The 13139-nt window shown below is 44.6% G+C and carries 7 protein-coding genes and 2 other annotated features; of the genes, 4 read left to right on the top strand and 3 right to left on the bottom strand.

Features of this window, described 5'->3' with window-relative positions:
• Positions 1 to 39 precede the first annotated feature (39 nt).
• Positions 40 to 1257 carry an MFS transporter gene (locus JOD21_RS06730; protein WP_204728881.1) on the top strand — a complete coding sequence of 406 codons (1218 nt, stop codon included), beginning with the start codon at positions 40 to 42 and terminating at the stop codon, positions 1255 to 1257.
• Between the two features lie 69 nt (positions 1258 to 1326).
• Here the strand turns inward: JOD21_RS06730 and JOD21_RS06725 are convergent, their stop codons facing one another.
• Complete coding sequence (locus JOD21_RS06725) at positions 1327 to 1896, bottom strand: hypothetical protein (RefSeq protein ID WP_204728880.1); 570 nt, start codon at positions 1894 to 1896, stop codon at positions 1327 to 1329.
• 458 nt (positions 1897 to 2354) lie between these two features.
• Here JOD21_RS06725 and JOD21_RS06720 point away from each other — a divergent pair, with 458 nt between their 5' ends.
• The 3 genes from JOD21_RS06720 (at position 2355) to JOD21_RS06710 (ending at position 8407) form a co-directional block, all read left to right on the top strand.
• Positions 2355 to 3728 (top strand): vWA domain-containing protein, encoded by a 1374-nt coding sequence (locus JOD21_RS06720; RefSeq protein WP_204728879.1) that lies wholly within the window; start codon positions 2355 to 2357, stop codon positions 3726 to 3728.
• A gap of 247 nt (positions 3729 to 3975) precedes the next feature.
• Positions 3976 to 4214, top strand: a binding site (T-box leader).
• A 60-nt stretch (positions 4215 to 4274) separates the two neighbouring features.
• Positions 4275 to 5498: an MFS transporter gene (locus JOD21_RS06715; RefSeq protein WP_204728878.1), complete on the top strand. Its 1224-nt coding sequence runs from the start codon at positions 4275 to 4277 to the stop codon at positions 5496 to 5498.
• A 119-nt stretch (positions 5499 to 5617) separates the two neighbouring features.
• Complete coding sequence (locus JOD21_RS06710) at positions 5618 to 8407, top strand: sensor domain-containing phosphodiesterase (RefSeq protein WP_204728877.1); 2790 nt, start codon at positions 5618 to 5620, stop codon at positions 8405 to 8407.
• Between the two features lie 155 nt (positions 8408 to 8562).
• On the opposite strand, the gene JOD21_RS06705 is transcribed toward JOD21_RS06710, so the two are convergent.
• Positions 8563 to 9048 (bottom strand): GNAT family N-acetyltransferase, encoded by a 486-nt coding sequence (locus tag JOD21_RS06705; protein ID WP_204728876.1) that lies wholly within the window; start codon positions 9046 to 9048, stop codon positions 8563 to 8565.
• 687 nt (positions 9049 to 9735) lie between these two features.
• Positions 9736 to 12810 carry an isoleucine--tRNA ligase gene (gene ileS / locus JOD21_RS06700; protein WP_204728875.1) on the bottom strand — a complete coding sequence of 1025 codons (3075 nt, stop codon included), beginning with the start codon at positions 12808 to 12810 and terminating at the stop codon, positions 9736 to 9738.
• 48 nt (positions 12811 to 12858) lie between these two features.
• Positions 12859 to 13099, bottom strand: a binding site (T-box leader).
• Between the last annotated feature and the right edge of the window lie 40 nt (positions 13100 to 13139).

Genomic DNA, 13139 nt, shown 5'->3' with positions numbered 1-13139 from the left:
CTCAGAGAGCGGTCCGCCTTTTGAAAAAGGAGCAGGAAGATGAAGAAGCATTCGTTTCGTTATTTACTGACAGGTCAGTCAATGGCTAACCTGGGAGATGTATTTTACATTGTATCGCTAATTTCAACGATTTATTTGCTGACGGGATCAGCATTTTATATGGCACTGCTGCCGTTTTTTAATATGAGTGCGCGATTTCTCGGAGCATTCGCAGCACCACATGTGATGGACAGATTCCCACTGCCGCAGCTGCTTGCTTATTCACAGGGGTTGAAAACTTTATTGTTACTGGCGCTCGCTGTGAGTTACCAGCAGATCACTCAGGAAACGATCCTGCTGACTTTTCTGTTTGTGACAGGGATCGCTTTTTTAGATGGTTGGGCTTCCCCTGCTAGTCATGCATTGATTCCAAGACTTGTGGAACGTGATCGTCTGGTGAAGGCCAATGGCTATATGGGTGTAGTGACACAAACCATTCAACTTGGAGCCTGGCCGCTCGGTGGCATATTGGTTGCGGTCAGCTCAGCTGAAATACTGATATGGATCACGGTTGGTTTGTATATCGCCGCAACTCTTTTAGCAGGCGTTCTCTCCCGGTTATTGCACATCAGCCTTGAAGAAAACAATCCTGCTGAAAAAGATCGGCGTGCAGGGTGGAGAGCCATTATCCGGAGTCCGTTTCTGAGAGTTATTACACTAGCAGAAATAATTGAGGTTAATGCAGGTGTTGTCTGGATTGCAGCCATTGTCTATGTGTATGTAGCTGAAGTGTTGCAGGCCGGAGAACCCTGGTGGGGTTATATCAATTCAAGCTTTTTTGCAGGACTCATTGCTGGCGGACTGATCGCGATCAGAGCGGATCAGCTGTTACAACGCCGTGCAAAACAGTGTGTCATCATAACCGCCTACACTGCAGCCCTTGCAACAATAGTGTTCGGACTGATTTCCAACCCCTATCTTGCCCTGTTATTATCAGTACTGTTTGGTTTTGTCACACAGCTTAAAGGCATCACGCTTAACACATTGGTACAGACAAATGTAAAAGAACATCTATTACCAAAAGTGTATGCAGCTCAGGAAGCAGCATCTTTTTCAACTTATGCTGTGACGACGCTGCTGGCCGGACTTCTCGTGGACCTGGCCGGGGTCAGAATCGTGTTTATTACAGCAGGCCTGCTGTTATTCTGTTCAGGCATCGTGCTGACAGTGTGGCAAAAAACACTCCATATAAAAGCAAGTGCAGGCGTAACAGGATAAGTATCATCAAAAAGCACAGATTTCTTCTCTGTGCTTTTTGCTTGTATGAAGAACAGCCTCTCATATCGCTTATTGTTCGGCTAACCTTTCTTTATGACGAATCATTTCACTATAAAATGACGCAATGAAAACAACCTTCAGCAATAATAGAACGGCCATCCAAACTTGCGCAACTCCCGGCGTCATTTGAAACAGGAAGTAGCTTAATCCTGCTAAAACGAAAACCGTCATCATGGCTGCACATATCACATTCAGTCTTCTTACGTAAAACTGAGCCCCTGCCCCGTGTTCAAATACTCTGAGCAACTGAGAAATCACCACAAAGATCATGAACATCCCTCCAACTACAAAGACCAGCCCGGCGGCAGCAAGGATTGCCGTATAAGAATCTATCGGGATTTCTAAAGGGGAATTCCCGGTAGCATTTAATAGAAATAAGGTCACACTGTGCAGGATCATGAGGATGACAACAGACTGAGCCCTTGTAATGACTTCATATCGCCTCTCGAGCTCCTTAAGGCCGAAAAAGATCATGATGTATCCGATCAGATTGGTCAGCGAATAGACAATTCCAATATCTAAAAAACTGGTGTTAGTTTTAAAAAACACCAGAAATATTCCGAATAACACCTTATTCATGGATAACCTGCCTTCCTAAATAACAATTTAATTAATGAGCTTCTTGCTATTCATACTTCTGGTCTGAAACACATAACCCCTCTAAAATATGTAAAATAAATCTCACTTTATCTATCCGGAGGTAAAAAGTGAGATTTCTCTTCTTTAGCCCAAAACGGTCCTATAGTCTTACAAACTGTAATGAATGTCATATATAACCTCTTAAGAAATGATTTCTCCTCTCAAACCAAACCTTTTTCCTGCCTGGTCAAAAGAATGATCCGGTACAAACGAATCTATTTATGACACCTTACACAGACCAATGTCTCTCCTCCGTAACACATAACCAATCCACTATTTGACAAAAACCTCTTTCCCTAATAGAAAAGTAGTAGTTTAACAATTATTTGAAACGTATGTACAGGTTAAACGTATAAACATTTCATAATCTAATTTTCCCGAATGAAAGGAGCAGTCAGATGAAAAAGAAATCATGGCTTTCTATATTAGCGCTTAGTATGGCGCTTGCAGCCTGCCAGAATGAGGAACAGAGTGATACATCCCGAGCTGAAGAGGAACCAGTTGAAGAGGCGGAGCAGCAGGAAGAAGCCGCAGCCGAAACTGAAAGTGTATTAGCTGAACTTGAAGAGATGAACCTCCCTGCTCTGCCTGAAGAACCGCAGGATTTTGTACAGCAGGGTAATGGGTTGCTGCAAAGTGAAAAAGAAAATGGCAATGAAGAAGTTAAATTTTTAGAGCTGTTTGGTGACGTTCCGGCCCTTCCTGAAGATGCGACGCAGGAAGAGATGGAACTGTATTATCAGTACATTCACAACATCACAAGAGTACAGCTCCCTGATCCGTCTGGCGTACTGGATATGGCCCGCTTTGACATGGAGGGCATGCCGGAAGCAGATCCACGCTATGAATTTAAGGAAAACTATAATATCGAGGTCATTCTGGATGCGAGTGGCTCAATGGGTGCTGATGCCGGCGGCGAGACACGTATGGAGCAGGCAAAACGTGAGATTCAAAGCTTCCTCTCTTCTGCCCCAGAAGAAGCGAATGTATCCCTTCGCGTCTATGGACATGAAGGAACCGGGGATGACGCTGATAAAGAGATGTCATGTGCTGCCATTGAAGAAGTATATGAGCGCGGACCTTACGACGAAGCGGCATTTCAGGAAGCGCTCGATCAGTTTGAACCCTCAGGCTGGACACCGGTTGCAGGAGCACTTGAATCAGCAGCCGAAAGCTTTGAAGGACTGGACGGCGAGGAGAATACCAACTTGATCTACCTGGTCAGTGACGGAATTGAAACGTGTGACGGCAACCCGGTTGAAGCAGCAAAGAGTTTTGCCGGAAGTAATATCTCTCCGATTATTAACGTTATCGGATTTAATGCAGACTCTGAAGCACAGCAGCAATTAAAAGACGTAGCAAAAGAAGCTGGCGGCGCCTATGCGAATGTCAATAACGCAGAAGGGTTGCGCAGTGAATTCGAAAGAACAGAGGATATTTTGCAGGAGTGGAAACAGTGGCGCGTAGGCGCACGGAATGACCGCAACTGGACAAGTGTGCATGCCACGATGGACATCAACAATTTCAGTATTGCCTGGCAGAATAATGCCAGAGCCCAGGTGAATTCAGAATATAATGCGATGTCTCAGCTGATGGATGAAGGCAAAATTACTTACGATCAGCTTGGACCGATGAAAGATCTTGCTACTGCAAACTTTGATCTGGCACGTGAAACAGGAAGCGCCTTTTATGAAGAGCTTCAGCGGATGAAAGAAGAAGGTGTGGAAGGCATGGATCAGATGATTGAGGATTCGAAGCCGGATGGGGAATAACTTTTCCCATGCGCTTCGACTGTCTTTCAACCGTTAATGGACGCGTTGATAAGATTGGTGGTCGTATTTGCTTCGGTGAAGGTCGGATACACCCGGGTTTGTGGTCGTATCAGCTCTGGCAGTGGTCGTATCACCCATATTTATCGTCGTATCCGGCCTTGGCGATGGTCATATCCACTCCCGCTACCCCCACATTTAAAAAAATGATGGCAATTCCATACAAAACAGTGCTATAATCATCTGACATTTACATGCGACGAAGAGAACAGTAGATGATCCGAACCCTTAACAGAGAGCTCCGGTGCTGAAAAGGAGCAGGTGGAAGATCATCGAATCAAGCCTCAGAGCATTCTGCCGAATCTTTAGGTGATGGCAGAACGGATGCCCCCGTTAACGGGCTTGGGTATAGATTTTGTACCTGAAAAGGCTGGTATGGTGACATATCGGCAAACTGAGGTGGCACCACGAAGGAATCTCGCCCTCAGGACAATTTGTCCTGGGGGTGAGATTTTTTATTTTGCACAATCAAAATAAGGCGGTGTCATGATGAACAAATCAGCTTTTCTGTTATTATCTTCAATCGGAATCACAAGTATCGGATCATGGATATATTTTATTGCGCTTAATCTGATGATTTTTAATGAGACTGGATCTGCCGCTGCGGTCGGGCTGCTTTATATCATCCGTCCTGCAGCTGCTCTTTTAACTTCATTCTGGTGCGGCAGCCTTGTTGACCGCGTTCAGAAAAAACGGTTGATGTTTTGGCTTACACTATTACAAAGTGTGCTGGTCACAGGAATCGGCATACTTTCCGACACACTATGGGTCAGTTATTTATTCGTGTTCCTCCTGCAAATGTGTTCTTCCATTTTACAGCCTGCGGGCATGAGTTTTACAGCGCTCCTTATACCTGGAGACAAACTGCATCGCTTCAATGCCATCAGAAGTCTGCTGGATTCCGGCGCATTTCTTGTTGGTCCGGCAATTGCCGGTTTGCTGCTGATGAATGGCAGTGCTGTTACAGCTATTTTTATCAATAGCGTCGCTCTGGCAGGGTCAGCCATGTTGATCTCAGCCATTTCATTCAAAGAAAATACAGATTCTTTTGAAACACAGGAAAAATCATTTTCAATCAAAACAGACTTAATGGCTGACTGGAAAAGCACATTACAATTTCGTAAGACAGATAGGCAGATGTGGGTCGTCTATTTTTTATTTACACTTTTTATCGTATTGCAGACTGCAGTGGATTCGCTGGAAGTGGCATTTTCAAAAGATGCCCTTTTAATGACGGATACACAGTACGGACTACTGGTCAGCTGTGCAGGAGCCGGGATGATTATAGGAGCAGCTATTAATGTAGCAGGGACAGCAAAATGGAGCACGTCCATATTGATCGGAGCCGGTTCAATCATGACTGCATCAGGCTATCTGATCTTTGCAGCTTCTCCTCACTTCCTCATTGCGTGCGCGGGGGTAAGTCTTCTCGGGGCAGCTCTTGCTTTTGCAAATACAGGTTTCCTTACCTTGATCCAAAAAAGGGTTCCTGTTGAATACATGGGACGAATCACCAGTTTCTTTCACTTTATAGAATCTCTGCTTGTGATCACTGTAACTGCCTTTTTCGCCTGGTCAGCCTCTCAATTCCCGATCAGATTGACTGTTTTAACGGGTGTCTTCCTGATGGTTATGATCACTGGATATTTATCTTTCAGGTTATTAAAGGAAAAACGAACCCGGGACATAAGGTATGGTCATACTACTCTTTGAATAAAATATAAATACTTTACTCCTATAAAAAGAGGAATTACCTGTTAATTCGGCGAATCAATACAATAATTTACATCCATGTATGTGATGGTATTACAAAAGGAAAAGGTGGGATAGCCATGCATCATGACCGGTATACCAGGTTAGCTGAAATCACAAAAATGATTCACCTGAAGTTAGACAAGCGTTCAGTGTTAGAGCAGGTTGTAAAAGCGATTTCTGAAGAGATTGTGCGTTGTGATGCGGTAGGCATCTACCTCCCGATCGGCCCGGAGCATTACCAGGGATATGTGGGGAAACCTGATCACTTCAATGGAATCACGCTTGATAAGATGGTCATCGATCTTAATAAGGATCGTTTTGCTGCTGAGATTGTCAAGACGAAAAAGAGCATTTATATTCCTGATACCAGCCAGGATGACCGGCCCGATCCTGTCCCAATTGAACTGTTTAAGATTAAGTCTGTTTTCGGGATACCGATTTACTACGAGAAATCCCTGTATGGGCTTGTTTTCCTTTTTGACTATAGCTCTCCACTCCACCTTAATAAAGAAGAGCTCGAAGCAATTGAGTCATATATAACGATGGCTGCAGTCGCACTTAGAAATACAGAGTTATTCAAACACTCCAAAAAGCTGGTAGAAGACAAGCAGCTTTTGCTGAATGCCACCAGTGATCTCTCACGCTGTACGACTGTTAAGGGAGCACTTGAAACAAGTTTCAAATATATTAAAAAAGCGCTGAACAACCCGAATGTCGGTGCACATCTCAAAGATATCCGTACCCAGTTCACTTTACCCCACAAGCTGTCACCTGAAAGTGAGTGGGATGAAGAGGATTGGAAGAGAGTGCATAGTGAGGCAAAAATTAATTTTCAGAAGGATCCTGTTTTTTTGGAAGTCATGCGTACGAAGCAGCCTGTTTTAATTGAGGATGCCATTAATGATCCACGTCCGAATAAGCAGGCTATTGAATGTTTCGGAATTAAAGCAATGTATATGCTCCCTATGATCTCACGCGATGAAGTGCTCGGAACACTGGCAATTGTTAATTTCGATCATCAAAAAACTTATACAGATGCAGAACAGCAGCTGGCGATTTCAATCGCTGATGCAACTGCCGGTGTAGTAGACAACTTAATTCATTTAGAACATCTCGAAGACATTATTGAACACAGAACATCTGAATTACAGGAGAAAAATGAAATTCTTGAAACGATGAATGAAGACCTTCGTCAACTCAGCAAAAAGAATGAATCAATCCTGAACTCTGCCGGTGAAGGGATTTACGGTCTGGATAAAAATGGTGTGATTACTTTTTGCAATCCTACTGCTGCAACGATGCTTGACTACGAGGTTGATGATCTGGTCGGCAAAAAACAGGATGAAGTGGTGGCTCACTTTTCAAAAGAAATGGAGCAATATCAGCAAATGAGCTCGCCAATTCATGAGTCACTGGCAACCGGTGAAAAAGCTTATTCTGCTGAAGAGAAGTTTGCCGGAAAAAGTGGTGAACTCTTTGATGTGGAATACGTCTCTACCCCTATTCGCAATGGAAGCAGTCATAGCGGAGCAGTTGTGACATTCAGAAATGTGACTGAACGAAAGGAAATGGAGAGAAAAATCCATACGCAGGCTTATTATGATGTGATCACCCGTTTACCTAACCGCAGCTATATGACTCAAAAAATTAAAACAGCTTTAACAACTGTTTATGAAACAGATCGGTTAGGCGTATTGTTTTTAGACCTGGACCGCTTTAAGCTGATTAATGATTCTTACGGCCACGCAGTTGGTGACCGGGTGCTTTATGAAATTGCAGACCGGTTCAGAACGCTCGTTTCTTCCCGCATCACTGTATCAAGGCTTGGCGGAGACGAGTTCATGGTGCTTGTTGAAGATGTGGAACGGATTGAAGAGCTTGATGAAGTCGCCATGAAACTCCTCAGCTGCCTGACAGAACCAATTCGAATTGGCAATCATGAGCTTTTTACCGGTGCAAGCATTGGCATCAGCGTCTACCCGGATGATGCACAAAATGAAGAAGAGTTAATCCGTAATGCTGATACCGCTATGTACGTGGCAAAAGAATATGGCAGTACTTATCACTACTTCACCCGATTACTGAGAGAGAAAAATGTTGAGCGCTCAAATCTGCTGAATGCACTGCATCAGGCACTGGAGAAAGATGAACTTGAAGTGTATTATCAGCCAAAAGTTAATTACTACACAAAAGAAATAACTGGTGTGGAAGCTTTGCTGCGTTGGACTCACCCTGAATTCGGTAAAGTGCCGCCAGACAAATTCATTCCGCTGGCAGAAGAGACCGGGCTGATCCTGAAGCTTGGCAACTGGGTGCTGCGCGAAGCAATACATCAGCTGAAAGTCTGGCATGTTGAAGGGAATCTGATTACCATGGCGGTTAATTTCTCGATTCGCCAAATCCAGCACCCGCGAGTTGTTCAGACTGTCCAGTCAGCTTTAAATGATGCAGGGATTGATCCGAAATATCTTGAGATTGAACTGACAGAACACACACTCATTCAATCACATGACGCAGCAAAGATTCATGAACTGAAAGATCTCGGACTAACAATTGCACTTGATGACTTTGGAACGGGTTACTCCTCTTTAAAGTACATTAAAGATTTTCCAATCGACTGCATCAAGATTGACCGCTCATTTGTAGATGGGATGACGCATGTTCCGCATATCGCAGCTCTGAATTCAACAATCATTCATCTGGCTAAACAGCTTGATTATGAGGTGGTGGCAGAGGGTGTGGAAACGCAGGAACAGATTGATATGCTGATGAAAGAAGGCTGCTATTGTATACAGGGATATTTCTTCAGCAGACCGGTGCCGGCGGCTGAACTGCAGGAGTTGTTTGATAGAGGTATTGGCGGATAGTGCAGAAACGGGAAGCTGGGTGAACAGCTTCCCATCAGCATGTCTGATGATGGGGGCTAAGACGGCGGGTGGCGTGGTGAAGGAATTATCCGCTGAACTGAAGGAATTCCACCCGTCGCTCACCGCCTACTGCACCACACTTCAGACGTGTCACCTTACACCTGTTTCATCACAAAAAACTGAATGTTTCTTTCCCCAGCCTGATTCACAAAAGACCCAGTCTTTTCAAACCCTGCCTGTTCATAAAGCCTGATCGCTCTTTCATTAAATCCCGCAACGCTCAAACGGTACTTGTCAAACCCATATCTCTGAATCCCGAACTTCATCCCTGCTGTCAAAAAATCACGGCCTCTGCCTGAACCAGTCAATGCCGGATGCAGTCCCAGTCCAATGTCTGTGTAAGTATTGTCCTCATAATATAGCTCTCTTTTCCCGGCAGGAACCTGGGCATGTTTCCCGTAGCAAAAATACCCGGTCAACTGATCATTGGCATAGGCAGCAACGTAACTTCCATCCATCAATTCCTCCAGATCATCCGGATCGCCTGACATACTGTAAAGACTGTATGGCTCCGCATATGTCCATTCATTTATTTCCTTTGCCGCTTCAAGGGTCATGTCTTTGATTAAATACGTTGTCATGATCTTTCTCCTTTTGTGAATATAAAATTGAAACTATTTCTTTTTCGGACGTAAAAATAAAATGACTATGAATAAGAAATTTTTCTTTTTTATGTCCTGTTTAATCATGGGAATTCTTTTATTAACATTATCCAAGACTATGAATATTGAAGGGTGGACACTTGGTCTTATAATTGTTACAGCAATCATATTAAACATGACAGCTACAGCAGGGATGTTCAATATCGTGTCTCAGCAGAAAGCTGGTCAGGTGTAGGTATATTTTCTTGACGCTATACTTTATATTCACTATACATTTAGGGATTTGTTCAATATGATTAAGTTTATAACCTGGACAACTATTCTATTTTGTAAGATTATCAAACGGCGGTGAATGAATTGAAATTTAAAATTAAATCTAGCGAGCAGAATTCACACATCAAGCTTCACAAAAAGGTTTTGAGTCAAATCAAGAATGACCAGAGAAGTTCAATCAAGCTCCGACTTAAAAATAACCATTCAGTCTTAGTTAAATTTAATACAATACAGTCATTTGAAAATACAGATGGGATTGATCAAGAATTTCTGGAAGGGTTAAGAGATCTATTTGACCGATATGATGATACGTTAAAGAATCTTGCAGATCGCTAATTGACTAAAAAACAAATACCCAAAACCGGCTGAAGAATCACCTTCAGCCGACTCCACTCATTCAACCGCAATCCCAACCTCTTCTCCATCAAACTCCAACCGCTTCATACCTTCCTTCTTCCCGAACTTCAGCTCACTGACCAGCAGATTTTGCTCCAGCAGTTCTTTATACTGCGTCACCACTGAACGCATTTTTTCATTTGCATCAATCACCAGTACTACACGCTGATCAACCGGCAGATTCAGTTCTTTCCGGTACTGCTGAACACCGCGAATCAGTTCGCGGGCGAGGCCCTCTGCCTTCAGCTCTTCTGTTAATACGGTATCAAGCAGCACGGTATAAGTTGCATTTGATGCTAACTCAAGCCCCTCATCTGCCTGCTGTCTGATTTGGAGGTCCTCCGCCTCCACTCTTTCACCTGCAACTTCAGCAAATCCCTGCTGCGCAATTTTCTTTGCTTCTTCAGATGACAGCTGCTGTAATGCCTTCTGGACTTCGCCGATCTTTTTACCAAGCTTTGGACCGGCAGTCGGGAAGTTCAGCTTCACTTCGTAGCGCACAGTATCTCCCGCTTCCTGCTGCAGGTTCACAGCCTTCACATTAATTTCATCCATTACAATCGTTTCGTAACCCTTGAGCGGATCCGTTTCTTCTTTTGAGCCGATGACCGTTACACTTGCAAGCGGCTGCTTCGTCTTCAGGTTTGTGGCATTTCTCAACTGACGGGCAAGCTCCACTACCTGAAGCACACGATCCATATCCGCTTCGAGCTTCTTATTTTGCAATGACTGATCCGCAGTCGGGAAGTCCGCTAAATGAACGCTTCTTCCTGTCAGATCAAGATGGACCTCTTCAGCAATAAACGGTGTGAATGGAGCCAGCAACCTGCTTAACGTGACCATCACAGTACGGAGTGTGTGGTAAGCAGCGAGCTTATCCTTACTCATTCCCTCACCCCAGAAACGGTCACGGGAGCGGCGGATATACCAGTTACTCAATTCATCAACAAACTCTGTCAGTTCCCTGGCGCCATCAGTAAAGTTATAGTCATCAAGATGGCCGCTCACTGCTTCTGTCACTGAGTTCAGACGTGACAGCACCCATTTATCTAAAAGCGTACGCTCTCCCATTCCGTGGATAGCCGGATCAAAACCGTCTATTTTTGCATACATACTGTAAAATGCATGCACGTTATGCAGTGTATCAACCAGCTTTGATTTTGCCTGGCTGACCAGATTTGCTGAGAAGCGCTTATTATTCCACGGTGCACTGTCTGCCAAAAGTGCCCAGCGAAGCGCATCTGCACCATACTGCTCAACCAGCTCCATCGGATTAATCACGTTCCCTTTACTTTTAGACATCTTTTTGCCGTCTTCATCAAGTATATGTCCGAGTGATAGCACTCTTTTATAAGGTGCTTTTCCGGTAAACAGCGATGAAACTGTCAGCAGACTGTAGAACCAGCCGCGTGTCTGATCCACCCCTTCAGCAATCACATCAGCAGGGAATTGCTTGTCAAAGAGATCTTTATTTTCAAATGGATAATGATACTGGGCAAACGGCATCGAGCCACTGTCAAACCAGACATCAATGACTTCCTTCGTCCGCGTCATTGTACCGCTACAAGATGGGCAATTAAGCTGAATCTGATCCACATAAGGTTTGTGAAGATCCAGATCTTCCAAAGTCGCGTCCTTCGCATGCGCCTTCAGATCCGCCACGCTATCCGGTGCATGCTGATGCCCGCAAGTCTCACAAATCCAGACATTCAGCGGTGTCCCCCAGTAGCGGTTACGTCCCAGGTTCCAATCAACCATCCCCTCAAGGAATTTTCCAAAGCGTCCGTCTTTCATATGCCCCGGATGCCATTCAACTGACTGGTTATTCGCAATAATTGACTCTTTGATCGCAGTTGTTTTGATAAACCAGCCCTCCATCGCATAATAGATCAGCGCTGAATCACAGCGCCAGCAGTGCGGGTAGCTGTGCCCGTATTTTTCCTTATCGAATAACCGTCCGTTTTCTGCGAGCAGCCTGATGATCGCTACATCCTGGTCCTTTGCTTTCTCACCGGCAAATGGGATCACTTCCTCTGTATATCGTCCGGCTTCATCAACCACCTTTACAAAATCCAGTCCTGACTCTTTAATTGCCTGGTAATCATCTTCACCGTGTGCAGGCGCAAGATGAACAATACCAGTACCGCTATCTTCTGTGACAAAGTCAGCCGCAATCACTTCATGTCCACGTTGAAGTGTTAAATAATTGAGCGGTGGCTCATACGATAGTCCGGTCAATTCACTCCCCACGTGTTCACTGATTACTTCATACTCTTCTTTGAAGACTTTTGCAGCAAGGTTCTTCGCTACAATATATACTTCTTCACCCTGTCTTGCTTTTACATAAGTCAGATCACGATTAACTGCCAGCGCCACATTTGAAGGCAGTGTCCATGGTGTTGTTGTCCATCCAAGGAAATATTCATTGTCTGTGTTAGTGACCTTGAACTTTGCAGTAACAGAAAGATCCTTTACGTCTTTATAACCCTGCGCCACTTCATGCGAGCTGAGCGAGGTCTGGCAGCTCGGACAGTAAGGGACAACGCGATGCCCCTGCTCAAGCAGGCCACGCTTGTGAATCGTTGAAAGGATGTGCCACACACTTTCGATATAACGGTTTTCAAGCGTCACATATGGTTCATCCATATCCACCCAATAGCCAATTGCATCGGTAAATGTCCGCCATTGTCTTTCATAATCAAAGACGCTTTTCTTACATTCCTCAATGAATTTTTCCACGCCGTATTCTTCAATCTCACGCTTTCCTGAGAGTCCAAGCTTTTTCTCTACACCAAGCTCTACTGGCAGACCGTGCGTATCCCAGCCAGCTTTTCTCAGGACCTGATAACCGTTCATCGTTTTATATCGCGCAACAAAATCCTTTATGACGCGTCCAAGCACATGCCCTGCATGCGGTAAGCCATTCGCAGTCGGCGGTCCTTCATAGAAAACAAAAGTTTGATTTCCTTCGCGCTGATCAATCGATTGCTGAAAGATCTGTTCATTTCTCCAAAATGCCTGTACCTGCTTTTCCCGCTCAGATGCTGTTTTCTGTCCCTGCGCCTTTTCCATTAGACTTCCTCCTTTTTCTACATACAAAAAAGCCCGCCCCTAACAACCGTTAGGGACGAGCTCAGCCCGCGTTACCACCCTGATTCTCAGAGAGGAAAATCCCCTGAGCACTCAAATCTACGTACCATCATACGCGTTCCTTGTAACGGCGGAATCCCGGCAGCACTTAAATCGTTTCAGCACTGCTTCTCAGAGAGGATCTTCACAGCCGCCTGAACACTGACTCGCACCACCCGTCAGCTCTCTGTGCCTCAGCACGCCTGTTACTCTTTCTCGTCATAGAATGTTAAAGATTGGGTTTTGTTAGAGATAGCTTATGCTAAAGTGTG

The sequence above is a fragment of the Jeotgalibacillus terrae genome (assembly GCF_016908195.1).
Lineage (GTDB): Bacteria > Bacillota > Bacilli > Bacillales > Jeotgalibacillaceae > Jeotgalibacillus > Jeotgalibacillus terrae.
The sequence above is the reverse complement of the archived record's forward strand: the minus strand, read 5'-3'. Positions and strand labels throughout refer to the sequence as shown.